This window comes from Streptomyces sp. NPDC006450, from assembly GCF_040612195.1.
Taxonomy (GTDB): Bacteria; Actinomycetota; Actinomycetes; order Streptomycetales; family Streptomycetaceae; genus Streptomyces.
In genome coordinates, this window is record NZ_JBEXPT010000032.1 from 21184 (window position 1) to 47710 (window position 26527).

Here is a 26527-nt window from a genome sequence, read left to right on the forward strand (position 1 = left end):
GACCGTGCAACGAGGAGGCAGGGCGACATGGAGTCCACAGCGGGTGCTCCGCAGAGCGTGATCCCGGAGCGATTGCTGCACGGCCAGAAGGCGCTGGTCACCGGCGCCAATTCGGGCATCGGCAAGGCCACGGCCATCGGTCTGGGCCGAGCGGGGGCCGACGTGGTCGTGAACTACGTGTCGGACCGCGAGGCCGCCGAAGAGGTGGTCCAGGAGATCACCTCGTTCGGGGTGCGCGCCGCGGCGTACGAGGCCGACGTGTCCCAGGAGGACCAGGTCGTCGCCATGACGGACCGAATGGTCCAGGAGTTCGGCACCATCGACGTGCTCGTGGCCAACGCGGGACTGCAGCGGGACGCCCGGCTCACCGAGATGACGCTCGCCCAATGGCAGAAGGTCATCGACGTCAATCTCACCGGTCAGTTCCTGTGCGCCCGGGAGGCGGCCAAGGAGTTCCGGCGCCGGGGCGTGGTCCCCGAGGTCTCCCGCTCCGCCGGGAAGATCATCTGCATGAGTTCGGTGCACCAGCTCATCCCCTGGTCGGGCCACGTCAACTACGCCTCCTCCAAGGGCGGGGTGCAGATGATGATGCAGACCCTGGCCCAGGAGCTGGCGCCCGAGAAGATCCGTGTGAACGCGGTGGCCCCGGGGGCGATCAAGACGCCGATCAACCGCGCCGCCTGGGAGACACCCGAAGCACGGGCGGACCTCCTTCGGCTCATCCCGTACGACCGGATCGGCGACCCCGAGGACATCGCCCACGCCGTCGTCGCGCTCGCCTCCGACCTCATGGACTACGTGGTGGGAACCACCCTGTACGTCGACGGCGGCATGACCCTCTTCCCAGGCTTCGCCACGGGTGGATGACGTTCTCCCAGACAGTCACGTTCCCGAACATCGAAGGCTTGCATGTCCACCTCGCTCCACCTGCTGGCCGATGCCCCGGCCCAACTCCTGCCGGCCCGGGAACTCATGGCCTTCACCTTGGCCTCCCACATCATCCTGGTACCCCTCGGCGTCGCCTTCCCCTTCATCACCCTCGTCATGCACTACCGCGGGCTGCGCCGCAACGACCCCACGGCACTGCTCCTGGCACGGCGCTGGTCGGCCGTCATGGCGGTGCAGTTCGCGCTCGGCATCGTCACCGGCACGGTGCTGTCCTTCGAGTTCGGTCTGCTCTGGCCCGGCCTGATGGGGCGGTGGGGTGATGTCTTCGGCATCGGATTCGGCGTCGAGGCCTGGGCCTTCTTCCTGGAGGCCGTGCTCATCGCCGTCTACCTCTACGGATGGCGGCGGCTGAAGCCGCGGACACATTTCCTCCTCGGGCTGCCCCTGCCGTTCGCGGCACTGCTCGGAGCGTTCGGCATCCTGGCCGCCAACTCCTGGATGAACACGCCACAGGGCTTCTCGCTCGACTCCGGGGGCAACCCGGTCGACGTGGACGTCTGGAAGGCGATCTTCACGCCCATGTTCGGCCCGCAGTACTGGCACTTCGTCGTGGCGATGATCATCACCGCCGGGTTCATGGTGGCCGGTGTCTACGCGGTCGGCTGGCTGCGCGGCCGCCGGGACCACTACCACCGGCTCGGCTTCGCCGTTCCGTTCACCATCGCCGCCGTCGCCACCCCGGTCCAGTTCGTCCTCGGCGACTCCATCGCCCGGTCGGTGTTCCACAAGCAGCCGGTGAAGTTCGCCGCCCTGGAGATCGTCTGGAAGACCGACACCCGGGTGCCGGAGTACCTCTTCGGGCGCCTCAACGAGGACGGCACCGTCTCGGGCGGCATCAAGATCCCATTGCTCGACTCGGTGCTTGCCGGGTTCAGTCCGAACACCGAGGTGGTGGGGCTGACCTCCGTCCCGGCGGACCAGCGCCCCACCGCGGCACAGGCGACCATCGCCCACTGGGCGTTCGACATCATGGTCCTGATCGGATCCGCGCTGGTGCTGCTCGCGCTCTGGTACGGGTTCGTCTGGTTGCGGCACCGCCGGCTGCCCGCCTCGACGTGGTTCTACCGCGCGGCGGCCTGTGCGGGCGTGGCCTCCGTGGTGGCGGTCGAGTGCGGCTGGATCGCCACCGAGGTGGGACGCCAGCCCTGGATCGTGTACCAGAACATGCGGGTCGCCGAGGCGGTGACGTCGACCCGCTCCACCAGCCTGTGGATCATGCTCGGTGTGGTGATGGTGGTGTACGTCCTGCTGTTCGGCACCTTTCTCGGCGTCCTGCTCAAGATGCGGACGCGCTGGCGGCTCGCGGACCAGCAGCGTGCGGCGGGTGGTGGGGCGCAGGATCCCGAGGCCGACACCCCCTACGGACCACGGGCCTCGCAGGACGCCTCCGCCACCGCGGGCGGAACCGCACGCACCGGGAAGGGTCGCCCATGACCGCCGACCTCATCGCCGTGGTGCTGCTGCTCGCCGTGACCGCGTACGCCTGCGCCGGCGGCACGGACTACGGCGCAGGCTTCTGGGATCTGACCGCCGGAGGGACGGAGCGCGGTCGGCGCCCCCGGTGGCTCATCGACCACGCCATGGCTCCGGTGTGGGAGGTGAACAACGTCTGGCTCATCTTCGTCCTCGTCGTCATGTGGACCGGCTTCCCCACCTTCTTCCAGGCCGTGTTCTCCGCGATGTGGCTGCCGCTGGCCTTGGCCGTGGTGGGCATGGTGCTGCGCGGCGCTGGGTTCGCCTTCCGCAAGCCCACCCGGCGGCTCGCCGGCCGACGCCTGTTCGGTGCCGTGTTCGCCGTTGCCTCGGTCGTGACGCCGTTCTGCCTCGGAACCGCCGTCGGAGGCATCGCGTCGGGGCGCGTGGCGCCCGGCACCACGGCCTCGGCCGACGCCTGGACCAACCCCACCTCCCTCGTGTTCGGGCTGGTGGCGATCGCGACCACGGCATTCCTGGGTGCGGTGTTCCTCACGGGTGACGCCCGCCGGTTCGAGGCCCCCGAACTCATCGGCTACTTCAGGCGGCGGGCGCTGAGCAGTCTCGGCGTACTGACCGTCCTGGCGGTGGTCACCGGGTTCGTCACCCATGAGGACTCCCCCTACGTGTGGCACGGACTCACTCACGGCCCGGGACTGCTCTTCGTGGCGGTCGCCGGAGGGGCGGCACTCGCGACCGGCTGGCTGCTCCTGCGTACACCGGGCACGTGGCTGCGCGTCACGGCGGTCGGGGTCGTCGCGTCCGCCGTCCTGGCCTGGGGCATGGCTCAACGCCCCTACCTGCTGCCCACCTCGCTGACCGTGGCCGACGCCGCGGGATCGCCTGCCACCCTGACCTGGCTGGCGATCGTCACCCTGGTGGCCCTGGTGCTCGTGGTGCCGGCCGTCGTCTTCCTCTACTGGCTCGACGCCCATGGTGAGCTCGAAGAACTCACCGACGCCGACCTGCGCATGGAGCGCGGCACCACAGGTGACGGGACGGCACCCGACCTCTGATCGCCCGTCGCGTTCGTCCTGGACACCCCGCGCCCAGATTCCGAGCTAAGGAAGCCGCTGTGACCGACGACGAGATCCTTCTCGGACTCGCCTTGACGGTGGTGCTCGCCACCGGATCGCAGATCCTGGCGAGCAAGCTGCGCGTCCCGGCCCTGATCATCCTGCTGCCGGCCGGGTTCACTGCCGGCGCGGTCACCGACGTCATCCACCCGGACAAGCTGCTGGGGCCGAGCTTCTCCGCCATGGTGTCGCTGTCCGTCGCGGTGATCCTCTACGACGCCGGTCTGGGACTCGACCTGCGCAAGCTGGCCCACCACACCCGAGGGATCGTGGGCAGGCTGCTCGTGTACGGCGTACTGCTCACCTTCCTCGTCACCGGGGCGGTGGCACCGGTGATGTTCGACATGCCCCTGCGCGTGGCCGCGATGCTCGGCATGATCCTCGTCGTCTCGGGGCCCACGGTCGTGGGGCCGATCCTCGATTTCGTGCGGCCGAGCGACAAGGTGCGGCGCATCCTGATCTGGGAGGGGACGCTGACCGACCCGATCGGCGCCATCCTCGGCGCGCTCACCTTCCACGCGGTCGCCTCGTCGCACCAGATCGACATCGGCCGGGGCTACCAGTTGGGCCAGTTCATGCTCAGCCTCGCCTTCGGGCTGGCGGGCGGGGTCGTGGCCACCGCTCTGCTGTGGTTCACCCTGCGCACCCTGCGGCTCGGCGAGACGCTGGGAACGCTGGCGCAGCTCGCCATCGTGATCGGCGTATCGGCGGCCTGTGACGTCGTGCGCGACGACACGGGGCTCATCGCCGCGATCATGGCGGGCCTCGCCGTCTCCAACATGCGCGGCTTCGACATGCCCGCGCGCCGCCCGTTCCTGGAGACCCTGGTCCAGCTCATCATCGGACTGCTGTTCGTCTCCATCTCCTCCACCGTCACCCCGTCGTCCCTCGTGCCGGTGCTCCTTCCCGCCCTCGGCCTGATCGCGATCCTCGTCCTGGTGGTCCGCCCGGTCGTGGCCTTCGGCGCCGCGGCGCGCACGGACCTCACGCGCGGCGAGCGCGCCTTCGTCGGGTGGATGGACCCACGCGGCATCGTCGCCGCGGCGACGGCGTCGGCCTTCTCCGCCGGCCTGGTGCAACGGGGAGTGCCCGGGGCCGAGAAGGTCCTCCCCGTCACCTTCCTGGTGATCGTGGGGACCGTTCTGCTGTACTCGCTGACGGCGGCGCCGGTGGCCGGACGGCTGGGAGTCGTCAAGACGGAGGGCACCCGCGTCCTCCTCGTGGGCGGCGAGCCGTGGGTGGTCGACCTGGGCAGGGCTCTGCGGTCCGCCGGCCTCGACGTGCTGATGTGGGCGGGAGTCGAGAAGGAACGGGAACAGATCAAGCGGGCGGGCCTGGAGCTGGCCAAGGGCGATCTGCTCGCCACGGCCATCAACCCCGGGGCCCGTCTGGAGGGCGTGACGGCCGTCTTCCTGGCCACCGACGACGACGACTTCAACGCACTCGCCTCGATCGTGATGCAGGACAACGTCGAGGGTCCCGTCTACCGGGTGGGGCCACCGCTCGACAGCCACGGCGTGGTCGCTCCGTACACCGGCGGCGACATCCTCTTCGGGAGCTCACTGGTCCGCCACGTCCTCGCGGAACGCTACGGGCAGGGGGCCCGCTTCACGGTGCAGCCGGCCACCGTCCCGCCGCGGCCGGAGTACGACACGCTCTTCGTCGTACGGGCCGATCACCGGCTGGACCCCGTCACGGAGCGACGACAGACCGTGGCCCAGGCCGGTGACACCGTCGTCCTCCTCGGGCCCGCGCCCACCCCCGCGCCCCGCTGAGACGCGCGCGGACTACGGTCCGGCGTGCCCCGTGTCCCGGAGCATCGAGTCCAGGGTGATCGCGGCGTCGATCAGTGCCAGATGGGTGAAGGCCTGGGGGAAGTTGCCCAACTGCCGTCCCGTCAGGTCGATCTCCTCGGAGTACAGCCCCAGGTGGTTGGCGTAGGTGAGCATCTTCTCCAGCACCAGCCTGGCCATGTCGGTGCGTCCGGCCCGGGCCAGGGCGTCGACGTACATGAACGTGCACAGGGAGAAGGTTCCCTCGGAGCCGCGCAGCCCGTCGGGGGACGCCTCGGGGTTGTAGCGGTAGACGAGGCTGTCGCTGACCAGCTCGCGCTCCATCGCGTCCAGAGTGGACTTCCACATCGGGTCGTCCGGCGTGATGAAGCCGACCGTCGGCATGCGCAGCAGCGAGGAGTCGAGGACGTCTTCGCCGTAGTGCTGCACGAAGGCCCGCTTCCCCGGGTCCCAGCCACGGTCGTACACCTGCGCGTATGTCTCGTCCCGCGCGTCGACCCAGCGACCGCCGGCCGCGGGGCGGCCGTCGTCGGAGGCGATCCGCAGGGCGCGGTCGAAGGCCACCCAGGACATCACACGACCGTAGGTGAAGTCCTTCCGGCCCCCGCGCGTCTCCCAGAGCCCTTCGCCGGGCTGGTCCCAGTGGTCGACCAACCAGTCGAGCAAGGTGTGCAGGGCCTGCCAGCCCCGGTGGTCGAGATGCATGCCGTGCTCGTGCGCGAAGTAGACGCTGTCGAGCGCCTCGCCGTAGATGTCCAGCTGGAGCTGGGTCGCCGCTCCGTTGCCGATGCGGACCGGGGCGGAGCCGCGGTATCCCTCCCAGTGGCCGAGGGTCTCCTCGACCAGGTCGGCGGAGCCGTCGACCCGGTACATGATGTTCAGGGGCCCCGAACCGTTCCCCTGACCGGCCTCCTGCTTGATCCGGTCGTGCAGCCAGTTGATGAACGCGGACGCCTCCTCCTTGAACCCCAGGCCCAGCAGGGCGTACACCGAGAAGGAGGCATCACGGATCCAGGTGAACCGGTAGTCCCAGTTCCGCTCCCCGCCCAGTTGCTCGGGGAGCCCCGCCGTGGGCGCGGCGACCAGGGCGCCGGTCGGCGCGTAGGTCATCAGCTTCAGCGTCACGGCCGAACGTTCCACCGCCTCCCGCCAGCGGCCGGAGTAGGTGGACTGTCCCAGCCAGGAACGCCAGTAGCGGACCGTCTCGTGGAAGAGGCGCTCGAACTCCTCCAGGCGGACCTCGTGCGGAGGCCCGTCAGGGGCGGATTCCATCACCAGGCCGCGCTGGTCCCCCGCCCGCAGGCTCAAGGAGAAGCGCAGATCGTCGCTGTCTCCCGGCAGGATGCTCATCAGCCGCTCGTCCTGCGGCTCACGGACGAGGTGGACGGCCAGGTCCAGGTCTTCCGAGGTGAACAGGGCGCCGTGCTCGGACAGGTGGAGTTCGTGCGGCTTGCGGCCGTAGTCGAAGCGTGGAGCGATCTCCCCTTCGAACGTCATGCTGCCGCGCACGCAGCGGAGCAGGCGGACGAGACGGTGCCGGTCCGTCGCGGTGTTTCCGGTCACCGGCATGAAGTCCACGACCTCACCCGCCCCGGCCTCCGTCATGAAGCGCGTCACCAGAACGGCCGTGTCCGGGTGGTAGAGCTGTTTGGTCGTGTACGCGTCGGCAACGGGCCGCACGGTGAAGTGGCCGCCCTTCCGCCGGTCGAGCAGAGAGCCGAAGACGCTGGGCGAATCGAACCGAGGGCAGCAGAACCAGTCGATCGTCGCATCGGTCGTCACGAGCGCCGCGGTCTGCAGATCACCGATCAGACCGTGGTCCTCGATCAGGGGATAGTCCTCCATCGCGCGCCCCTTTCAGCCCGGTCCACCACAGGCGAGGCACGTGCGCGCCGGGAGTGAGGTGGACCGAACGGCACCCGATCAGCTTAGGCCGACGGTGTCGCTGCGTCCTGTCAAGAGAGTGACGCGGAGTGACGGCGCTGCCGCTGGGCACGGGGCCGTCAGTCGCCCTACCGTGAAGTGGAGGGGAACCCGTCGAGGGAGCCCGTCGTCTCGTCGTGCCTCATGGGCACCTGACTCCTCCCGCGAAGGGGGCGTGGCATGGGCGTCATGACGTCCTGGGCGGACCGGTTCAGGCTGCGGCAGTACGTCAAGGCCAGTCTGTGGATCGTGCCGATGATCGGTCTCGTTCTCGGCGCCCTTCTCGCCGAGGCCGCCCTTGCCGTCGACAGCGCGGATTGGCCGCCGAGCGGCTGGCACTACTCCGCCACGACGGCGAGCGGCGTGCTCACCGCCATCGTGGGCGCGATGGTGGCGCTGCTCGGGTTCGTCGTCACCATCGGCGTGCTCGTGGTGCAGCAGGCCACGGGAACCCTCTCCCCCCGGTACATGCGCCTGTGGTACCGGGACCGGCTGCAGAAGGCCGTTCTGGCGACCTTCACCGGGACATTCGCGTTCGCCTTCTCCCTGCTGCGGAGCGTCGAATCCACATCGGTCCCCGACCTCGGGGTCACCCTGGCCGGCGCGGCGGTGGCCGTGAGCCTGGTACTCCTGCTCATCTACCTCAACCGGTTCACCCACAGCCTCCGACCGGTGGCCATCGCAGAGTTGGTCGCCCGCATGGGAGAGACCGTCCTCGCCGACGGCGCCGCGGCAATCCGGGGCGCCGCGCCCAGCGGAGCCGGAGCCGTACCGTCCGACGGTACGGTGCTGCAGATCCGTACCGTGCGCGGCGGAGCCATTCAGGCCTTCGACGTGCCCGGTCTGATCGCGGAGGCGGCCCGCCACGAGTGCGTCTTCGTCGTGACCCGGCCGATCGGGGACTTCGTACCGCCCGGCACCGTGCTGGTGGAGGTCCGTGGGGGCACCTCCAGGCCCGACCCGGAGCGGGTGAACGGTTCTATCGCCCTCGGGGCCGAGCGCACGATCGAACAGGATCCCGCCTTCGCACTCCGGATCCTCGTCGACATCGCGATCAGGGCCCTCTCGCCCGCGGTGAACGACCCCACGACCGCGGTGCAGGTCATCAACTACATCGAGTGGTTCCTGCACACGGTCGGCACCACGCACCTCCCCGGACGTTACGTGCTGGCCGATCGCGGCGGCGACGCGCGGCTCGTGCTCCCCGGCCGGGACTGGGACAACTACCTCGAGCTCGCCGTCTGCGAGATCCGTGACTACGGAAGTTCGTCCGTGCAGATCTGCCGGAGGCTCCGGGCCATGCTCGACGGCCTGCTCGACGCCCTGCCGCCATCGCAGCACTCCGCCGTGCGCACGCAGTTGCTCCTCCTGCAGGAGGCGGTCGAGCGCGAGTTCACCGACCCGGCCCGCCGGGCCATCGCGGAGCAGGCCGACCACCAGGGCATCGGAGGGCAACACCCTGCCGCGACCGGAATCCGGACCATTCTCGGACCACCTGCCTGACCTCATACCCGGCGGCGATCGTTTCCCGTGGTCGGGCGCCTGACGTTGCTGTACCACCGGCAGACCAAGAACCTCCTCGTCAGCTACTCGCCCAAGAGGCTCGGCTTCTTCCAGGACGCCGACGGGCTCGGCCCGGCCCCACCACGGACGCGGCGAGGAGGAGCACGGCCGGTCACGCCGCACCGTGCTCCGTGGGGTTTGATGTACTTCCGAGAGTCATGCGGAGCGCAATGAGGCGGCCATGAGTGAACTGACGAAGCCCGAGGTCGACGTTCCGGAGGGTGACGCTCCTACCGAGCTGACCATCCGGGACCTGGTCGTCGGGGACGGGGCCGAGGTGAAGCCGGGCATGGTGGTCAGGGTCCACTACGTCGGGGTGACCTTCGCGTCCGGGAAGGAATTCGACGCCTCCTGGGAGCGGGGCGAGCCGTTCAAGTTCGCCCTGGGCAGCGGCAAGGTCATCAAGGGCTGGGACCGGGGGGTGAGGGGGATGAAGGTCGGCGGTCGGCGCGAGATCATCGTTCCTCCGCGTCTCGGCTACGGCAACCAGTCGCCCTCGCCGTTGATTCCGGCGGGCTCGACGCTGGTGTTCGTGGTGGACCTGCTCGACTCGTATTCCGGCACGACCGGGTGGAGCAAGTCCTAGCGGCCCTGGCCTCTCTCCTCTCCTCCACTCCCCTCCTGCCGTCCCGAGCATCTGCCTATATGTAGATGCTCCGGATCCTCCCCCATTCGTCCGCGGGGGTGGATCCCGCCCTCGGAGGGCTCAGCGCGGCCCGCGCCTCGGCCGTCGCGCGCGCGTCCGGCACGAAGCTGCTGCGTGCTCACTCCCCGACGCGACTCGGAGGCCGTACGCCCATGACCCCTTCACACCCCAGACCATCTGACGGGCACCGCCGCCCCCTCCGGCACGGCGGACGGGCGGCCAGGGTGGTGGCGGCCGCGGCGGCCGGCGCCCTGGCGCTGGTCCTCGCGCTGCCCGGCACCGCGCTGGCGGCTCCGGGGGACCTGGACCCCACCTTCGCCGGCTCCGGCAGGGTCCAGACGTACTTCCCCGACGACGGCGGGCCGTGGGACTACGCCGAGGGTCTGGACGTCGCCCGGCAGGGCGACGGCAAGCTGGTCGTCGCCGGCCGCGTCACGGGGCCGGGCGTCCCGTTCGACATCGCGCTGATCCGGTACGGCGCCGACGGCTCCGTCGATACCGCATTCGGTGGCGGCGACGGCCGGGTGACCACCGACTTCGGGGGTGACGACCAGGCCGAAGCGGTGGCGGTACAGCCCTCCGACGGGAAGATCGTGGTCGCCGGCTCCACGGAGGTCGTGGGCGAGGGCGGCGGCTGCTGCTTCTTCTCCGTCGCCCGCTACACCACCGACGGCTCGCTCGACACGAGCTTCGGCTCGGCAGGGCTGGTGCGCGTCGAATCGTTCGGTGGGGCCTCGGGGGCCGCCGACCTGGTCGTCCAGCCGGACGGAAAGATCCTCGCGGTGGGCCTCAGCGGCGGTGCGGGCTTCGCACTGGCCCGCCTCAACCCGGACGGCAGTCCCGACCCGTCCTTCGGCGGGGACGGCACAGTGGTGGCGGGCTTCGCTCCCGCCTTCCCGGGGGACGCGGGCGGCCAGGCCACCGGCCTGGCGCTCCAGCAGGACGGCAGGTTCGTCGCCGTCGGATACGTGGGCAGTACCGCCTTCGACTTCGGGGTGGCCCGCTACCTGTCCAACGGCAGCCTCGACACCTCCTTCAGCGGCGACGGCATGGCCACCGCGAACTTCGGCGGTACGGACTTCGGCCGGGCCGTGGCGGTCCAGTCCGACGGCATGGTCGTCGCCGCAGGGACGACCGACACCGGTTTCGCACTCGCCCGGTTCACCGCGAGCGGCAATCCCGACCCCGCCTTCGGTACCAGCGGCCGGGTCACCACCGTCTGGCCCCTGAGCACGGCGGTGGCGTACGACATGACGCTCCAGCAGGACGGGAAGATCCTCGTCGGCGGCACGGCCGACGACCCCGACAGCCAGGAGGCCTCCGACTTCGCCCTCGCCCGCTACCTGCCGAGCGGCAGCCTGGACACCGGCTTCGGCGGCGGTGACGGCCGGGTGTACACCGGCATGCTGGGCGGGGAGGAGATCCGGGGACTGCTCGTGCAGCCCGACGGGAAGATCGTGGCCGCGGGCCTGGCCGGGCTGGGTGCCTTCGGCATCGCCCGCTACGAAGGCGGCGGCGGCACTCCGCCCCCGCCCCCCTCGACCGCCGATCTGTCGGTGACGCAGACCGGCACGACGACCGTGAGCATCGGCGACCAGGCCTCGTACACCGTGCGGGTCTCCAACGCCGCGACGTCCAGCGTGACCGCGACGGGCGTGACGCTCACCGACACCCTCTCGGGAGCCGGCGGCACCCTCCTGTCGGCCGTCCCCTCCCAGGGCACCTGTACGGCCACGGCGACCGGGGCGAACTGCGCGCTCGGCAGCCTCGCCCCGGGTTCGAGCGCCACGGTCACGGTGACGGCCGAACCGCGTGCCACCGGCACCCTGACGAACAGCGCCTCCGCCACCGCCGCGACCCAGGACCCGAACCCGGCCAACAACAGCGCCGGTGCCTCGACCTCGGTCAACAACGCCCGCGGCTGCACGATCATCGGCACGAGCGGTACGGACACCCTGAACGGCGGCTACTTCAACGACGTCATCTGCGGCCTCAGCGGCAACGACACCGTCCGTGCGAGCTACGGCAACGACACCGTCCATGGCGGGCCCGGCCATGACAACATCGACGGGGGCTTCGGCGACGACACCCTGAACGGCGGCCCGGGCAACGACATCCTCACGGGCTACTACGGCAACGACCGCCTGACCACCACCGACGGGGTCAGCGCCAACGACACCGCGAATGGCGGCATGGGCTCCGACACCTGCACCACCGACCCGGGCGACACCCGCATCAGCTGCCCCTGAGCGTGTTGCCCACTGAGCCGCGCCGGTCCTCCGGCGCCAACCGGCTCGCATGAGGCCCGGGAGGGGTTCGCTCCCCTCCCGGGCCGAGCTGTCTCTCCCCGGTGAACGTTCCGCCCGCGTCGCGATGAGTTCGGGGCCCCTCGCCGGTCTACCCTCCAGACCCACCGACCCCGAAGGAGCGGCAGATGACCGGTACGACGATGCTCGACCTCGGACCGCAGGCCCGGATCGTGGCCCGCCTCTCGGCGGGCGTCCCGGACGCCCGGCTCACCGACCCGACGGCCTGCCCCGCGTACGCGGTCGGGAACCTGCTGGGCCACCTCGTCGGCCTCGCCGTCGCCTTCCGCGACGCCGCCCGCAAGGATCTGGGCCCCACGACGGACACGGCCCCCGACGCGGCCGTGCCCTCCCTCCCCGCCGGCTGGCGCGAGGAACTGCCCCGGGTCCTCGGCGAACTGGCCGAGGCCTGGAGGGACCCGGCCGCCTGGACCGGCATGACCCGCGCCGGCGGCGTGGACCTGCCGGGCGAGATCGCCGGGCTGGTGGCCGTCAACGAACTGGTGATCCACGGCTGGGACCTGGCCCGGGCCACCGGCCAGGAGTACGCACCCGATCAGGCCGCGCTGGACACCTCGTACGCGTTCCTCCTGGCAGCGGCGGAGGAAGGGGGCGGCGGGGACATCTTCGGCCCCGCCGTCCCCGTACCGGACGACGCCCCGCTACTGGACCGGGCGGTCGGGCTGAGCGGGCGCGATCCCGGCCGGACGGGCGGTGCGGGGCCGGGCACGGGCGCGGGGCGGCCCGCCGTCTGACGGCGGCGCGTCAGGCCTCGGCATGCGCTCCCCTCGCCACCGCGCGCCTCAGGGATCGCACAGGCGTACGGCGAGGGCGGCGATGTCGTCGTCGAGACGCCCTTTGCTGTAGCGGAGCAGATCGCGGTGGAGCGCCGCGAGCAGGTCGCGGGGATGGGCCGCCGGCTGTCGGCGCATCCACGCCGTCAGCGGGAAGAACTCACCGTTGCGGGCGCGGGCTTCGGCGATCCCGTCCGTGTACAGGAGCAGCACGTCGCCGGTGGCGAAGTCGAAGTGGTCGACGGTGTACTGATCGCCGATCAGCTCCGCGAGGCTCAGGAGCGGGGACGGATTGGCCGAGTCGAGGACGCGGAGCTTCCCGCGGTTCAGGACCAACGGCGGCGGGTGCCCGCAGTTGAGGATGTCGATCCGCGTGCCCCCGTGCGGGATCTCCACGAGAAGGGCGGTGGCGAAGCGCTCCATCGGCCCCTCGGGGGGAAAGGCGGCGTTGTACCGCGTGCTGCTGGCGTCCAGCCTGCGCGCGACCTCCACCAAGTCGGACTCGCCGTAGGCCGCTTCCCGGAAGGCGTTGACGATCGCCGCTGCCGCTCCCACGGCCGGCAGGCCCTTGCCCCGCACGTCACCGATGAGCAGCCTGACCCCGTACGCAGTGTCGACGACCTCGTAGAAGTCCCCGCCGATGCGGGCCTCCGCCGCGGCCGCGAGGTACAGCGACTCGATCTCGATGCCGCCGATGCGGCGCGGCATGGGGCTCAGCACCACCTGCTGTGCCGCGTCGGCGACGAGCCGTACCTGGAAGAGCGTGCGCTCCCACTTGAGCCGGACATGACTTCCGTACGCGGCGGCCACGGTGACCGCGATGATCCCCGCGGCCGTCCACCACGTCCCCAGGTCGGGGAAGACGAGGCTGAGGCCGATCATCAGCAGGAGACAGACCGTCCCGAGCAGGACGGTGGGGAGCACCGGCCACATGGCGGCGGCCAGGGCCGGCGCCGCGGGCAGGAGACGACTGAAGGCCATTTCCGGAGGCGTCGTGTAAGCGAGACTGGCGATGACGACGGTCAGGATGACCGGTGACAGCCGCACAAGCCATCCCTGGCCGGAGCGCCTGCGGTGCCGCGGCCGTCCAGACTCGATCACATTCCTCAGAATATCTGCGAAATCTGGATAAAGCGCCCTGACGGACAGGGGCGCCTCGCCACCGGCGTCCGACGGCGGCGAGGGCACCGACGGTGGCGGGCGTGGCACGCGGGGTGCTCGCCACCGGCTCCGGTCCCCACGCGGGGGGGCTCCTGCGACGCACCGCGGATGCCCTCAGACCCGACGGCCGTGACCATCGTCCACGGTGTGATCGCTCCGGGGCGGCCCCTTGATCCGGGCGCGGACCCCGTCAGTCGGCGGACCGGCGCCTGCCCCGCTGGCGGCGCGGGTACGGCAGGAGCCGCGGTGAGCGTTTGGCGGCCACGTCCTCGACCCAGCCGAAGGTCAGGACCAGCAGGCCGACCAGGGGGATCGCCACCAGCAGGGTGAACCACTGGCTGGCCAGGAGCCACTGGAGGTTGTCGTAGAAGAAGGGGACGCTCCAGAGCGGGTCGATCAGCGGAATCGCGGCCACCAGTGCCACCTGGTGCCAGAGGTAGACGCTGACCGCACGCGCGTTGAGCAGGCTGACCAGGCCGTTCCAGCGTTCCAGCAACCTGGGCCACTGCTCCCAGGAGGGGCTCACGTGGAGCAGGATGGCGACGAAGCCGAGGGACCACAGGGCCTGGGCGATCGGCCAGGACTCGATGTCGGTGTGCACGGTCGGATCGACCGGGCGGGTCTGCAGGTACCAGAGGCCGGCCACCATGACCAGCGGGGCGATGGACGGCAGGACGTACTGCGGGATCTTCTTGAGCAGCCCTTCCTGGTGGGCCATGCCGAGGATCCAGCAGGAGCCGAACATCGCGAAGTCGTTGGCGGTCTCCCAGACCCGGCCGTAGAGGAACTCCTGGTCGGCGAAGAACGAGTTCATGACGATGAGCAGCGCCAGGGGGCTGAACAGCGTCACCCACGGCAGCCGTCGCAGCGCCCGGAGCATCAGCGGGGAGAGCAGTACGTACCACAGGTACGCCCGGAGGTACCAGAGCGGGACGGTGATCTGCAGGGCCCAGCCGCCTTCCACCAGGCCGAAACCGGGCAGCGCGTCCGCGTAGGGCGGAGTGCTCAGCGGGAGGATCCAGAACGCCAGCTTGGCCCACCACCAGGTGGGGTGGCCGTCGGAGTCGGGGCCCCAGCCGTCGATGATCTGGACGGTGATCAGGATGGCGCCGAACAGCCACATCGGCGGCAGCAGCCGGCGCAGTCGGCCGCGGATCACGCCGAGGGCGGGACGGCTGAGCGAGCGGGCCATCAGCGAGCCGGCCAGCGCGAACATCACGCCCATCGACGGAAAGACGAGGGGCAGCCAGAACCAGCCGAAGTTGTGGTAGACCATCACGCGGATCAGGGCCAGCGCGCGCAGCAGGTCGAGGTAGCGGTCGCGGCCGCCCTTGCGCGGGGACGGGGTCTGCGGCGCGTGCTCCGCTTCCGGCGCCTGCCTCGGCTCCGCCTCCGGTCCCGGCTGTCGCGGAATGGCGAGGGCTCTCAACTGGATGGTGTCCTGAGCGCGCCCGCGGTCGGTGAATGCAGTCATGTCAGGCCTCCACCGGTACAGCGACCTCGCCGGTGCGCCGGAGCTTCTGCCAGCGCAGTCGGCCACCGGTCATCGCCGTGATCGCGGACTGCAGCAGGACGATGTACATCAGCTGCCGGTAGACCAGTTGCTGGATCGGCAGGCTGATCAGGTACCAGGGCTTCTCGCGGTCGAGCCGGAAGGCGTACCAGGACAGCACGGCCTGGAGCAGGATGAAGCCGCCCCAGCTGGTGAGGGTGATCCCGGCGTCCCCGAAGAACACTCCGTACAGCAGGAACAGGTCGACCAGCGGTGCCAGCAGCGGGGCGACCACGCCGAACAGCACGACGAGCGGCAGTCCGACCCGGCCGAAGCGCCCGGCCGGGCCGCGGGAGGTCACCGCGCCGCGGTGCTTCCACATCGCCTGCATGCTGCCGTAGCTCCAGCGGTACCGCTGGGACCAGAGCTGCTGGAGGCTGGCGGGGGCCTCGGTCCAGGCGCGGGCGTTCTCGGCGTAGACGATCCGCCAGCCGTCGCAGAGCACCGCGATGGTGATGTCGGTGTCCTCGGCAAGGGTGTCGTCGCTCATCCCGCCGACCCGGCGCAGGGCCTCCTTGCGGAAGGCGCCGACCGCGCCGGGGATCGTCTGGATGACGTTCAGCATGTCGTACATCCGGCGGTCGAGGTTGTGGCCGAGGACGTACTCGATGTGCTGCCAGGCGCCGATCAGGCTGTCGCGGTTGCCGACCTTGGCATTGCCCGCGACCGCGCCGATCTCCGGGTCGCCGAAGGGCTGGACCAGCTCGCGCACGGTGGACGGCTCGAAGACGGTGTCGCCGTCCATCATCACGATGATGTCGTGGGAGGCGGCCGCGATGCCGCTGTTGAGCGCGCTGGACTTGCCGCCGTTGACCTTGCGGATCAGCCGGACGAACGGGAGGGCCATCTCCTCGACGATGTCCGCGGTGCCGTCCGAGGAGCCGTCGTCGATGACGATCACCTCGATCGGATGGTCGCTGACGGCCAGGGAGTTCAGGGTGTTGGCTATGCACTCGCGCTCGTTGTAGGCCGGGACCAGTACGGTGACCGGCCCGGTGACGGGCGGTCCCCAGGCGTCCCTCTTCTTCGCGCGGCGGGCGTGGATCGGCGCGAGGACGAGCATCAGCCCGAACCGGCCGAAGTTGAGGAAGCCGACGAGGGCCAGCAGTCCGACCAGCACCGGCAGGGTGTGCACGGCGACCTGGGTGGCCCAGATGTAGCCCTTGCCCGCCCAGAGCTGATATCCGGTGACCGGCACGGTGGCGCTGGAGGCGCCGAGTGCGTCGGAGATGGTGGTGAAGCGGTAGCCCTGGGCCTGCAGCCTGTCGATGATCTGTTCGAGCGCGGCGATGGTCTGGGTGCGGTCGCCACCCGCGTCGTGCAGCAGGATCAGTGCGCCCGCACCGGGCTTGGGCGGCATCGCCGCCTTGACGATCGCCTCGACTCCGGGACGCCTCCAGTCGTCGGTGTCGCGGTCGATGAACGCGGTGAGGTAGCCGCGCGCACCCACGTACTTGATCACCGGATAGTTCCAGTCGTCCATCGCCGAGGCGTCGGAGGAGTACGGCGGGCGGAACAGTGCGCTGTGCACACCGGCGACGCCGGCCAGCGCGAGCTGCGTCTGCGCCAGCTCCCAGCTGATCCGGGTGTGGGACTGGTACACCAGGTCGGGGTGGGTGAAGGTGTGCACGCCGAGCTCGTGGCCGTCGGCGACGATCCGCCGGATCAGCTCCGGGTTGCGCGTGGTCATGGCCCCGGTCACGAAGAAGTCCGCACGGACTTTGCGGGCCGCGAGCACCTCCAGGATCTTCGGAGTCCACTGCGGCGAGGGGCCGTCGTCGAAGCTCAGCACCGCGGTGCGGTCGGGGATGTGATAGCTCACGGGCTTTGCGTTCTTGCTGCCGCGCGCGTCGATGACCGGACCACCCTTGAGCAGGTGCTGCGGCACGGTCGTCTTGTCGACCGAGATCGCGATCCGGTCGTCGTGGAACGCCTCGTTGGTGGCGAGGCCGCGCAGGACGAGAAGCGCGAGCAGGCACGCCAGCAGCGACAGCGGCATGAAGAAGCGCAGTGGCGGCGCGGCCAGTCGGCGCGGCCTCAGCAAGGACTGCCGGCGGCGCTGATGGCGGGACAATGACGCTCCTGGAGATGGGTGGTGCGGAAGATCAGGGGTTCTCGGACGGCTGGCCCGCAGAACGCGCCCCGGACGGGGCGGTGGCCGTGGGCTTCGGCGTGGCCGCCGTGGGTTTCGGGGTGGCCGCCATGGGCTTCGGCGTGGCTGCCGGAGGTTTCGGCTTGACCGCCGGAGGTTTCGGCGAGGTGGCCGGGGGTTTGGGCCTGACGGCCGAGGACTTCGACGGACCGGCCGACGGCTTGGGTGTGGTGGCCGAAGGCTTCGTCCGGGGTGCGGCCGACCGTGTGGCCGTCCGCGGCGAGGCCGCCGCCGACGACGCGGACGGCGCGGTCGAGGGGGTGGGCGACGGCGCGGGCGACCGCGAGGGCTGTACGGGGATGCCCATCGCCGGAGCTTCCGCCTGCATACCGATCAGGCTGCTGCCCATGGCGATCGCCAGGATCGCGCCCACCACGGAGACCGGCCAGCCGAGGCCCCGCAGGAGACGGCCGCGCAGACCCGACTGGTCGACGAAGACCGGTGCGGGAGCGGGCTCGTCAAAGCTCGACTCGGATATTTCAGGCTGTGCCTGGTGCGCCGATCCGCGTTCCATGGAAGTTGATGCTGAGCGCACCGTGCGAGGCCTTTCAGGGCAGGGTACGTAGACCGCGGGATGGCAGGGCGAACGCTAGTGCACCGGCCCGAATCGACTTGGGCCCGATGTGCGCTTTTGGCGCGATCTGACCAGGCGTCGTAATCGGATTGAAATACCAATTGGCGGTACCAGTCAGTAGATCTGCACTCACCGTCGCCGATAGCCGACCGATGCGTGATCATCCGGATACCTTTCCCCGCGAACCCGATGGCCGGGGTCGCGCAGGTCGCCGCGAACCTTAGGATGACCCCCTCATGTGATCTGTCGTTGATCACCATGCAGAGGGCGTGTCCAGGTACCGCCTCCACACCCCCAAGGAGCCCGTGTGAGTCAGCCCCGCCGCACCCCTCGTCGCCGCGCGTGGACCGCGCTCACACTGCCCGCCCTCCTGTGCGTACTGGCCGCATGCTCCGGCGGCCCCACCTCGGATGCCGCCGCGTCGCGCACCCCCAGCGCCTCGCCGACCCCCTCCGGACCGCCCGGAACCCTGTTCGACGACTTCCGGTACAGCGGCCCCGACGACCCCGCGCTGGCCGCGAACGGCTGGGAGGTCCGTGCGGGTGGGGGTGGCCCGGGGATCAAGGACACCTGGTCCAGCGCCGGCGCCAGCTTCCCCGCCGACCCCACGGCCCAGGGGGGCAGGGTCCTGCAGCTGCGGTCCTCCACCGACGGCACCAAGCAGGGCACCCGGCAGGTCGAGGTGCAGAGCACCGGCACCCCCCTCTTCACGGGAACCTTCGCCGCTCGGGTCTACCTGAGCGACAAGCCCACGAGCGGCCGCAACGGCGACCACGTCGTGGAGACGTTCTTCCCGATATCCGCCTCGGACTCCTCGGCCAACTACAGCGAACTCGACTACGAGTACCTGCCGAACGGCGGCTGGGGCTCGGTGGGTCCGCAGCTCGACACCACGAGCTGGCACAAGGCCGATCCGCCGGACCGGGTCACCCGCGCGCTCAAGAAGAAGCGCCTCGAGGGCTGGCACATCATGATGGTCACCTTCATGAACGGAAAAGTGACCTATTCGCTGGACGGCAAGGAACTGTTCACCAGTTCCGGCAAATACGTCCCGCGCGAAAAGATGGACATGCATTTCAGCAACTGGTTCATCGACCTTCCGTTCACCGGTGGTTCGCGGACGTGGACCATGAAGGTCAACTGGTTCTACTACAAGGCCGGCGAGGCCGTTTCCCAGGCCGATGTACAGAAAACGGTGGACGGGTTCTACAACGCCGGCACCAACCACATCAACACCGTGCCGAAGTCCTGATCCACCGCCCGGAGTTGGACCGGGGAACGCCCCCGCGCCCGGACTATCCGGCGGCGGGGTGAAGCGTCGCCTCCCCGATCACCTCGATGCCCGTGCGCTGCCCCGGGCGGGCGGCGGCCGGGCTGGGGACCCGGACCTCGACGGGGGCTTCGATGCCGTCGACGGCGACGGTGACCATGGCGTCGTGGCCGTAGAAGCGGACGTCGGTCACCGTGCCGCCGGTCCGGGCGGCATCCGGGTCGGTCAGCCGGAGCTGTTCCGGCCGCAGCAGGACGACGCCCTCGCGGAGCCGGCCGGGCCGGGCCGTGAGCGGGATGCGGCCGAGCGCGGTGGTCGCCGTGTCCCGGTCATCCGCGGTGCCGGTGACCAGTACCGCATCGCCGACGAAGGCGGCGACCCAGGGGTCCGCGGGTCGGCTGTACACCTCGTGCGGTGGGGCGCACTGGGCCACACGGCCGTCCCGGACGACTGCGACGAGGTCGGCGGTGGAGAGGGCTTCCTGCTGGTCGTGGGTGACGAGCAGGGCGGTGGCTCCGGTGGCCCGCAGGGCGGCGCGCACGTCGGCCCGTACACCGGTGCGCAGGGCGGCGTCGAGGGCGTTGAACGGCTCGTCGAGGAGGACGAGGGCGGGCTGCGGTGCCAGGGCGCGGGCCAGGGCGATGCGTTGCTGCTGGCCGCCGGACAGCTCGTGGGGCATGCGCTCGCCGTAGCCGGCCAGACCGACGAGTTCGAGCATCTCCTGCGTGCGCCGCCGCCGGGCGGCCCGGTCGAGGCCGGGCAGGCCGAAGGAGACGTTGCGGGCCACGCTCAAGTGCGGGAAGAGCGCGCCTTCCTGGGGCACGATGCCGATGCGGCGGCGCTCGGGCGGAAGGTGGACTCCGGGGCCGGAGAGCTCGCGTCCGTCGAGGGTGACGGTGCCGGCGTCGGCGCGCAGGAAGCCCGCGATGATGCGCAGCAGCGTGGTCTTGCCGCAGCCCGAGGGGCCGAGGACGGCGGTGAGCGCGCCGGCCGGGACGGTGAGGTCGAGGCCGTCGAGGACTGGTGCCGCACCGGGGCCGTAGGCCTTGGTCAGAGCGGTGATCTGCAGGTCGGTCATGTGCGGTGCCTTCCGAGGAGGTAGGACGGGATGGCGGCCAGCAGGATCAGCGCGGCAGCGTAGGGTGCGGCGGCGGCGAAGGATCCGGTGCCGGTCTCCGTCCACAGGCGGGTGGCCAGGGTGTCCATTCCCGTGGGGCGCAGCAGCAGGGTGGCGGGGAGCTCCTTCATGCACACGACGAAGGTGAGCGCGGCTCCGGCGGCGACGCCGGGGGCGGCCAGCGGCACGGTCACCTCGCGCAGTACGCGCAGCGGGGAGCGGCCGAGGGAGCGGGCGACGTCCTCCAGGACGGGCGGGGACTGGAGCACGGCGGCTCGGGTCCCGGCGACGGCGACGGGCAGGAAGAGCACGGCGTACGCGCAGACCAGCAGCGGGAGTTCCTGGTAGATCGGTTCGGCGTAGCGGACCGCGAAGAAGACCAGGGACAGGGCGACGGTGATCCCCGGGAGCGCGTGGCCGGCGTAGGCCGACTGCTCCAGCAGTCGTGCGGTGCGGCCGCGGTACCGTGCGGCGATCACTCCGACCGGCAGGGCGAGCAGGGTGGTGAGCGCGGCTCCCGCGGCGGCGACGCCGAGGGTGGTGGCGGCGGTGTCGAGGAGCGTGGCCGGGTCCCAGGTCGCGGAGTTGCCGACGGCCAGCCAGTACCCGAGGGTGGCGAGCGGGGTGAGGACGGCGACGCCGGTCACCGCCGCGCACCAGGCCAGCGCGGGCCCCCGCCAGTGGCCCAGCGCCGCGGGGACGGCGGGGCGCGCGGCGCCGCCACCCGTTCGCGCATGGCCGGCCCGGCCGCGGGTCCGTGCTTCGGCGGCGACCAGGGCGATCGTCATCACGACGAGGACGATGCTGAGGGCGGCGGCGGGGGTGCGGTCGAAGCTGGCCCGGTAGGAGGTGTAGATGCCGCGGGTGAAGGTGTCGTAGCGCATCAGCGATACGGCGCCGAAGTCGGAGAACACGTACAGCGCGACGAGGACCGCCCCGCCGGCGGCCGCGGGGCGCAGCTGCGGCAGGGTCACCCGCAGGAAGGTCTTCAGCGGGCCGTGGCCCAGTGAGCGGGCCACCTCCTCCTGCGCCGGGTCGGTGCCGCGCAGTGCGGCGGTGACGGGCAGGTAGACGTACGGGAAGCTCACCAGGGTCAGTGCGAGGGCCGACCCGGTGAAGCCGGCCAGCTCCGGGAAGGCGGACAGCCAGGCGAAGGCGGCGACGTAGCTGGGCACGGCGAGCGGCAGGGTCACCAGCACCGACCAGGCCCGGGCGCCGGGCAGGTCGGTCCGTACGGTGAGCCAGGCCAGCGAGACGCCCAGGACCAGGCAGGCCGAGACGACGGCGGCGGCCAGTCCGATGCTCCGGCCGAGCAGTTGGGCGGTGCGCTCGTCGGCGACGACGTCCCAGGCGAAGGCGGGGCCGCGCTCCAGGGAGCGGACGGCGAGGTAGCCGAGGGGCAGCAGGGCGAACACCGCGGCGACGGCCGCGGGAACGAGCAGGATGGCGGGTGGCCGGCGTCCGGCACGCCACCGCCCAGCCGGCGCGGTGGCGCCGTCCGGGCGGTGGGCGGTGGCCGGATCCGTCGGCGTGACGGGATCCGTGGAGGTCATGGAGGTCAGACCATCCCGGCTTCCTGGAGCATCTTCAGGGTCTCCTGAAGCGATTCCAGCTTCCCGAGGTCGATCTTCGGGGCGTCCAGGGTGGCCAGCGGCGGAAGGCCCTTGACCGTGCTGGTCACGCCCGCGGCGAGCGGGTACTCCTTGGTGTCCTCGGCGAAGTACTTCTGCGCCTTCTCCGAGAGCAGGAAGTCGACGGCCTTCTGGGCGACCGGGGCCTGGTCGGTTCCCTTGACGACGGCGACACCGGCGGTGTTGACGAGGCCGCCCGGGTCGCCGGCGGGCAGGAAGTGGATCTTCGCCTTGACCTTGCCCTCGCCCTTCTCGGCGACCTGCTCGTACCAGTAGTAGTGGTTGACCAGCCCGAGCGAGACCTCGCCCTTGCCGACCCCCTCCAGCACCTTGAGGTTGTTGTCGTAGACCTTCGGCTCGTTGGCCTTGAGGCCCTTCAGCCAGGTGCGGGTGGCGTCGTCGCCCTCCAGGACGCGCATGCCGGTGACGAAGGCCTGGAACGAGGCGTTCGTGGGGACGTAGCCGACCTTCCCCTTCCATTCCGGCTTGACCAGATCGTGGACGGTGTCCGGCACCTTGGAGACCTGTCCGGGGTGGTACGCGAGGACGCGGACCCGCCCGGAGGTGCCCACCCAGTCGCCCGCGCCACCGCGGAAGCCGGGGTCCACCTTGTCGAGGGAGGCCTGCGGAAGCTTCTCCAGCAGACCCTTGGTGGACAGGGCCCCGAGGGCGCCGGCGTCCTGGGAGAAGAACAGCCCGGCCTTGGTCTTGCCGCCCTCTTCCTGGATCTGGGCGGCGAGTTCGGCGCTCTCGCCGTAGCGGACGGCGACCGTGGTGCCGACGGCCTTCTCCAGCTCGTCGAGGAGCGGCTTGACCAGCTTCTCGTTGCGGCCCGAGTAGATGACGAGGCCCGCGTCGTCCTCGTCGACGCCGCAGCCTGCGACGGCGGGGAGCAGGAGTGCCGCCGCGCAGAGCGCGGTCAGGCGTCGGACCAGGGGGCGTCGCATGGGAAGCCTTCCTACAAGGGCGGCGGAGAATCGGGTACCGCCCCATAAGTAAGGTAAAGCTAACCTAAAGGTCAAGGGTGACGCATGCAACACTCCGACCGCGACCCCACATCGGCGGAGCCGACTTTACCGCTTATTCTCCTATGGATCTTCCGTGAGCCATCTGTGACTTTCCTGTGACTGTCGGGCGAGGTAAGGCTTTCCTAAGATGCGCCCGTGACAGTCCTTCCCGACCTGCTCCCGGGCACCGCATCCGTCCCGTTCGCCCTCGGCCTCGCCGCCCACGGCGACCGGACCGCCGTCATCACGGCCGACGGCCCGGTCAGCTATGCCGAGTTGGCCGTACGCGTGGACCGGGCGGCCCGCCGCCTCGGCCGGGAACGCCGTCTGGTCCTGCTGGTCGCCGCCAACACCGTCGACGCCCTCGTCGTCCACCTGGCCGCCCTCGCGGCCGGGCACCCCGTCCTGCTGGTGCCGGGCGACCACCCCGAAGCCGTCCAGTCCCTGATCGACGCGTACGACCCGGACGTCGTGGCCCGCCCCGAGGGCGGGGACGTGGTGCTCGACGAGCGGCGCGAGGTCTCGGCGCACGAGCTGCACCCGGACCTCGCCCTGCTGCTCAGCACCTCGGGCTCGACGGGATCGCCGAAGCTCGTCCGGCTGTCGCACGAGAACCTCCAGAGCAACGCGGAGGCCATCGCGCAGTACCTGGACATCCGCGACACCGACCGCGCCGCGACCACGCTGCCCCTGCACTATTGCTACGGCCTGTCCGTCGTGCACAGCCACCTCCTGCGCGGCGCCGGACTGATCCTGACCGACCTGTCGGTCGCCGACACCTGCTTCTGGGAGCTCTTCGAAGCCGCCCGGGGGACGGCCCTCGCCGGGGTTCCGTACACCTTCGACCTGCTCGACCGGGTCGGCTTCGCCGACATGGAACTGCCCCACCTGCGCTACGTCACCCAGGCCGGCGGCCGCCTGGCGCCCGACCGGGTCAGGCACTACGCCGCACTGGGCCGCGCCGCCGGCTGGAAGCTCTTCGTGATGTACGGCCAGACCGAGGCGACGGCCCGCATGGCCTACCTGCCGCCGCACCTCGCGGAATTCCGCCCCGAGGCGGCGGGAATCGCCGTCCCCGGCGGCTCCTTCCGCCTTCGGCCGCTAGCCGACGGCCCCGACCACCCGGACGGCCTCCACGGCTCCGACGAGAACACCGGCGAACTGGTCTACTCGGGACCCAACGTCATGCTGGGCTACGCCCGTTCCCCCGAGGACCTCTCCCTGGGCCGGAGCGTGCACGAACTCCGCACCGGCGACATCGCGCGCCGCTCGCCCGACGGGCTGTACGAGATCATCGGCCGGCGCAGCCGGTTCGCGAAGATCCTGGGCCTGCGCATCGACCCCGGGCAGGTCGAGGCGATGCTCGCCCGGCACGGCGTCAGCGCCCTGTGCACCGGCGACGACGAGGCACTGCGCATCGCGGCCGTCGTCGGCGACGACTGGGATGCCCGCCGGATAGCCGGGCGCGTGGCCCAGGACTGCGGTCTGCCGGCCCGCGCCGTCCACGTCCGCGTCCTGACCGCCCTCCCCCGCCTCCCCTCCGGCAAGCCCGACTACCGGGCGGTGCGCGAACTGACCCGTCAGGCGCCCGGCACCACCACCGGCCCCGGGGCCACGCCCGACGACGCCCCCGAGAGCCTGCACCTGCTCTACGCACGGGTCCTCGACCGCCCGGACGTGACGGACGAGAGTTCCTTCGTCAGCCTGGGCGGCGATTCGCTCTCGTACGTGGAGATGTCGATCCAACTCGAAGAGCGGCTCGGCCACCTGCCGGCCGGCTGGCACACGACACCGATCCGGGACCTCAGGCCGCCCGAGCACGCGGACACCTCCCGCAGGCGGACCCTGGAGACGAGCGTCGCGCTCCGCGCCCTGGCGATCTTCTGCATCGTCGGCTCGCACATCCAGGTGTTCGGCATCAAGGGCGGGGCGCACATCCTGCTCGCGGTCGCCGGGTACAACTTCGCCCGCTTCCACCTCACTTCGGCCGAGCGGCGCGTACGCGTCCGCCGGGGCTGGACCAGCCTCGCCCGCGTCGCGCTGCCGAGCATGGCCTGGATCGGCCTGATCCTGTTCCTTGGCGACGATTACACGCTCGCCAATCTCTTCCTGCTCGACAGCGTCCTGGGCCCCGACGACCTCCGGACCGGTATGCACTTCTGGTTCATCGAGGCCCTCGTCTACATCCTGGCCGCCGCCGTCGGGCTCCTGGGCCTGCCCGCGGTGGACCGGGCGGAGCGCCGGTTCCCGTACGCCCTGCCCCTGGCCCTCGCCGGCCTGGGGCTCCTCACCCGCTACGACCTCGTCGGCCTGCCGGAGCGCGAGCAACTCCCCGACGCCGTCACCGTCTTCTGGCTGTTCGCCCTCGGCTGGGCGGCGGCGAAGGCCGCCACCGGACGACAGCGCCTCCTGGTCACCCTGGTGGCCCTGGCCACCGTGCCGGGGTTCTTCCCCGGCGACCCCGGGCGGGAGGCGATCATCGTCGCCGGATTCGTGCTCCTGGTGTGGGTGCCCGGCCTCCCCAGCCGGGAGCGCCTGAACCAACTGGCCGGTCTCCTCGCGACCAGCTCCTTGTACATCTACCTGACCCACTGGCAGATCTTCCCGCTCATCGACGGGTTCTCCCGGCACCTCGCCTTCCTCGCCTCGCTCCTCTTCGGCATCGCCTACGCGGCCGGCGCCGGACGGCTGATGCGAGGCGCGTCCGGGCGGACGAAGGCCCTCGCGGGGAGGGGCAGGTGAACCCGCCCCTCCCCGTGGATCCCCTTCCCTCGGCTCAGTGGCCGTGGCCGTCGTCGTGCGGGGTCACCGACGGAGCGGGCTTCGCGGTCGGCGAGGCTCCCCGGGGCGGGGGCCGCCGGGGTGTGGTCGTCCGCAACGGGTGCTTCGGCGGTGCCGTGGCCGTGGCCGCCGCCGGGCGCGCTCTCCATGGAGGCCGCGACGTTCCGCAGGCCCAGGAAGGCCAGTGCGGCGGCGACGAGGACGGCCAGGCCTACGGGGCTGAAGACCCGGCGCGTCGGGGTGTCGGCGTCCTTGATCACGTAGGCGACGAAGGAGACGACGAGTCCGGCGGGGACGAGGACCGCGCCGCGGGCCGGGAAGTCGTCGAAGTGCTGGAGGCCGCCGCTGAGCATGCCGATGCCGAAGGACAGCAGCAGCGAGGCGCCCATCACCAGCAGCAGCCGGGGCAGCCCGGGACGCTCCCGGGTGAGCACGAACTCGTTGAGGACGGTCGCGGCGAGGAAGACGAGGGCGCCGTATCCGGCGATGCGGGTGTAGCGGTCGGGGTCGAGCGGGTGGTGGACGACGGCGCCGCTGATCAGGCCGGCGCCGACGAAATAGCCGACGTAGCCGAGGTACCGGGCGGCCAGGGACCGCTTCCGGGTCATGCTGGAGTGGCGTTTGCGCCGGGCGGCGCGTCCCGTGGCGGGAGAGTCGGGCGAGGGGTCCGCGGACCGGGCGCCGAGGAGCTGGGGCGAAGTCACGTACGAGTCCTTTGATGCCGTGTGCATGGCTCATCACCCCGTCGACCAGGGAGGTC

Annotated in this window: 19 protein-coding genes; 11 read left to right on the forward strand and 8 right to left on the reverse strand. The window is 71.0% G+C overall.

The features are described from left to right. Window positions 1-27: 27 nt before the first annotated feature. The 4 genes from ABZY57_RS13215 to ABZY57_RS13230 are packed head-to-tail and all read left to right on the forward strand — an operon-like array spanning window position 28 to window position 5272. Window positions 28-867 carry an SDR family oxidoreductase gene (locus ABZY57_RS13215; RefSeq protein ID WP_356511256.1) on the forward strand — a complete coding sequence of 280 codons (840 nt, stop codon included), beginning with the start codon at window positions 28-30 and terminating at the stop codon, window positions 865-867. A gap of 42 nt (window positions 868-909) precedes the next feature. Continuing rightward, a complete protein-coding gene (locus ABZY57_RS13220) occupies window positions 910-2382 on the forward strand; it encodes a cytochrome ubiquinol oxidase subunit I (protein ID WP_356511258.1) in 1473 nt (490 codons plus the stop codon). Beyond that, a complete protein-coding gene (locus ABZY57_RS13225) occupies window positions 2379-3437 on the forward strand; it encodes a cytochrome d ubiquinol oxidase subunit II (RefSeq protein WP_356511260.1) in 1059 nt (352 codons plus the stop codon). The genes ABZY57_RS13220 and ABZY57_RS13225 overlap by 4 nt, the downstream gene beginning before the upstream one ends. A gap of 59 nt (window positions 3438-3496) precedes the next feature. Beyond that, on the forward strand, window positions 3497-5272 hold the full coding sequence (locus ABZY57_RS13230) for a cation:proton antiporter (RefSeq protein WP_356511262.1): 1776 nt from the start codon (window positions 3497-3499) through the stop codon (window positions 5270-5272). Between the two features lie 12 nt (window positions 5273-5284). Here the strand turns inward: ABZY57_RS13230 and ABZY57_RS13235 are convergent, their stop codons facing one another. Further along, a complete protein-coding gene (locus tag ABZY57_RS13235; protein WP_356511264.1) occupies window positions 5285-7135 on the reverse strand; it encodes a glycoside hydrolase family 15 protein in 1851 nt (616 codons plus the stop codon). Window positions 7136-7393: 258 nt separating this feature from the next. On the opposite strand from ABZY57_RS13235, the gene ABZY57_RS13240 reads away from it, so the two are divergent. The 4 genes from ABZY57_RS13240 (at window position 7394) to ABZY57_RS13255 (ending at window position 12483) form a co-directional block, all read left to right on the forward strand. Beyond that, window positions 7394-8716 (forward strand): DUF2254 domain-containing protein, encoded by a 1323-nt coding sequence (locus ABZY57_RS13240; protein WP_356511265.1) that lies wholly within the window; start codon window positions 7394-7396, stop codon window positions 8714-8716. Window positions 8717-8957: 241 nt separating this feature from the next. Continuing rightward, window positions 8958-9362 (forward strand): FKBP-type peptidyl-prolyl cis-trans isomerase, encoded by a 405-nt coding sequence (locus tag ABZY57_RS13245; RefSeq protein WP_356511267.1) that lies wholly within the window; start codon window positions 8958-8960, stop codon window positions 9360-9362. Between the two features lie 284 nt (window positions 9363-9646). Further along, window positions 9647-11671, forward strand: a complete 2025-nt coding sequence (locus tag ABZY57_RS13250; RefSeq protein WP_356511269.1) for a calcium-binding protein — start codon at window positions 9647-9649, stop codon at window positions 11669-11671. A 185-nt stretch (window positions 11672-11856) separates the two neighbouring features. Further along, window positions 11857-12483, forward strand: a complete 627-nt coding sequence (locus tag ABZY57_RS13255) for a TIGR03086 family metal-binding protein (protein ID WP_356511271.1) — start codon at window positions 11857-11859, stop codon at window positions 12481-12483. 48 nt (window positions 12484-12531) lie between these two features. On the opposite strand, the gene ABZY57_RS13260 is transcribed toward ABZY57_RS13255, so the two are convergent. The 3 genes from ABZY57_RS13260 to ABZY57_RS13270 form a co-directional block, all read right to left on the reverse strand. After that, window positions 12532-13569, reverse strand: a complete 1038-nt coding sequence (locus ABZY57_RS13260; protein ID WP_356511273.1) for a PP2C family protein-serine/threonine phosphatase — start codon at window positions 13567-13569, stop codon at window positions 12532-12534. Window positions 13570-13873: 304 nt separating this feature from the next. After that, entirely contained in the window at window positions 13874-15157 is a 1284-nt protein-coding gene (locus tag ABZY57_RS13265) for an acyltransferase (protein ID WP_356511275.1), read from the reverse strand. 1 nt (window position 15158) lies between these two features. Continuing rightward, window positions 15159-17234, reverse strand: coding sequence for a glycosyltransferase (locus ABZY57_RS13270; RefSeq protein WP_356511299.1), 2076 nt, complete (start codon window positions 17232-17234; stop codon window positions 15159-15161). Window positions 17235-17308: 74 nt separating this feature from the next. On the opposite strand from ABZY57_RS13270, the gene ABZY57_RS13275 reads away from it, so the two are divergent. Together ABZY57_RS13275 and ABZY57_RS13280 are read left to right on the forward strand one after the other, a co-directional pair. After that, window positions 17309-17953 carry a hypothetical protein gene (locus ABZY57_RS13275; protein ID WP_356511277.1) on the forward strand — a complete coding sequence of 215 codons (645 nt, stop codon included), beginning with the start codon at window positions 17309-17311 and terminating at the stop codon, window positions 17951-17953. Between the two features lie 315 nt (window positions 17954-18268). Beyond that, window positions 18269-19213, forward strand: a complete 945-nt coding sequence (locus ABZY57_RS13280) for a glycoside hydrolase family 16 protein (protein WP_356511279.1) — start codon at window positions 18269-18271, stop codon at window positions 19211-19213. Window positions 19214-19256: 43 nt separating this feature from the next. Here the strand turns inward: ABZY57_RS13280 and ABZY57_RS13285 are convergent, their stop codons facing one another. The 3 genes from ABZY57_RS13285 to ABZY57_RS13295 are packed head-to-tail and all read right to left on the reverse strand — an operon-like array spanning window position 19257 to window position 22926. Further along, a complete protein-coding gene (locus ABZY57_RS13285; RefSeq protein ID WP_356511281.1) occupies window positions 19257-20309 on the reverse strand; it encodes an ABC transporter ATP-binding protein in 1053 nt (350 codons plus the stop codon). Further along, window positions 20306-21901: an iron ABC transporter permease gene (locus ABZY57_RS13290; protein WP_356511283.1), complete on the reverse strand. Its 1596-nt coding sequence runs from the start codon at window positions 21899-21901 to the stop codon at window positions 20306-20308. The genes ABZY57_RS13285 and ABZY57_RS13290 overlap by 4 nt, the downstream gene beginning before the upstream one ends. Before the next feature lie 5 nt (window positions 21902-21906). Further along, a complete protein-coding gene (locus ABZY57_RS13295; protein ID WP_356511285.1) occupies window positions 21907-22926 on the reverse strand; it encodes an iron ABC transporter substrate-binding protein in 1020 nt (339 codons plus the stop codon). Between the two features lie 216 nt (window positions 22927-23142). Between ABZY57_RS13295 and ABZY57_RS13300 the strand changes: the two genes are divergently transcribed. Then, window positions 23143-25728 (forward strand): AMP-binding protein, encoded by a 2586-nt coding sequence (locus tag ABZY57_RS13300; protein WP_356511287.1) that lies wholly within the window; start codon window positions 23143-23145, stop codon window positions 25726-25728. Here the strand turns inward: ABZY57_RS13300 and ABZY57_RS13305 are convergent. Beyond that, complete coding sequence (locus ABZY57_RS13305; RefSeq protein WP_356511289.1) at window positions 25653-26471, reverse strand: hypothetical protein; 819 nt, start codon at window positions 26469-26471, stop codon at window positions 25653-25655. The two genes, ABZY57_RS13300 and ABZY57_RS13305, sit on opposite strands and share 76 nt — an antisense overlap. Window positions 26472-26527 lie beyond the last annotated feature (56 nt).

Excerpts from the sequence above, each read along its gene's own strand:
- ABZY57_RS13285 (WP_356511281.1), bottom strand. The coding sequence starts at position 20,309 with ATGACCGACCTGCAGATCACCGCTCTGACCAAGGCCTACGGCCCCGGT.
- ABZY57_RS13270 (WP_356511299.1), bottom strand. The coding sequence starts at position 17,234 with ATGCCGCTGTCGCTGCTGGCGTGCCTGCTCGCGCTTCTCGTCCTGCGC.
- ABZY57_RS13265 (WP_356511275.1), bottom strand. The coding sequence starts at position 15,157 with ATGACTGCATTCACCGACCGCGGGCGCGCTCAGGACACCATCCAGTTG.
- ABZY57_RS13235 (WP_356511264.1), bottom strand. The coding sequence starts at position 7,135 with ATGGAGGACTATCCCCTGATCGAGGACCACGGTCTGATCGGTGATCTG.
- ABZY57_RS13275 (WP_356511277.1), top strand. The coding sequence starts at position 17,309 with ATGACGCTCCTGGAGATGGGTGGTGCGGAAGATCAGGGGTTCTCGGAC.
- ABZY57_RS13245 (WP_356511267.1), top strand. The coding sequence starts at position 8,958 with ATGAGTGAACTGACGAAGCCCGAGGTCGACGTTCCGGAGGGTGACGCT.
- ABZY57_RS13255 (WP_356511271.1), top strand. The coding sequence starts at position 11,857 with ATGACCGGTACGACGATGCTCGACCTCGGACCGCAGGCCCGGATCGTG.
- ABZY57_RS13220 (WP_356511258.1), top strand. The coding sequence starts at position 910 with ATGTCCACCTCGCTCCACCTGCTGGCCGATGCCCCGGCCCAACTCCTG.
- ABZY57_RS13225 (WP_356511260.1), top strand. The coding sequence starts at position 2,379 with ATGACCGCCGACCTCATCGCCGTGGTGCTGCTGCTCGCCGTGACCGCG.
- ABZY57_RS13215 (WP_356511256.1), top strand. The coding sequence starts at position 28 with ATGGAGTCCACAGCGGGTGCTCCGCAGAGCGTGATCCCGGAGCGATTG.
- ABZY57_RS13295 (WP_356511285.1), bottom strand. The coding sequence starts at position 22,926 with ATGCGACGCCCCCTGGTCCGACGCCTGACCGCGCTCTGCGCGGCGGCA.
- ABZY57_RS13290 (WP_356511283.1), bottom strand. The coding sequence starts at position 21,901 with ATGACCTCCACGGATCCCGTCACGCCGACGGATCCGGCCACCGCCCAC.
- ABZY57_RS13240 (WP_356511265.1), top strand. The coding sequence starts at position 7,394 with ATGGGCGTCATGACGTCCTGGGCGGACCGGTTCAGGCTGCGGCAGTAC.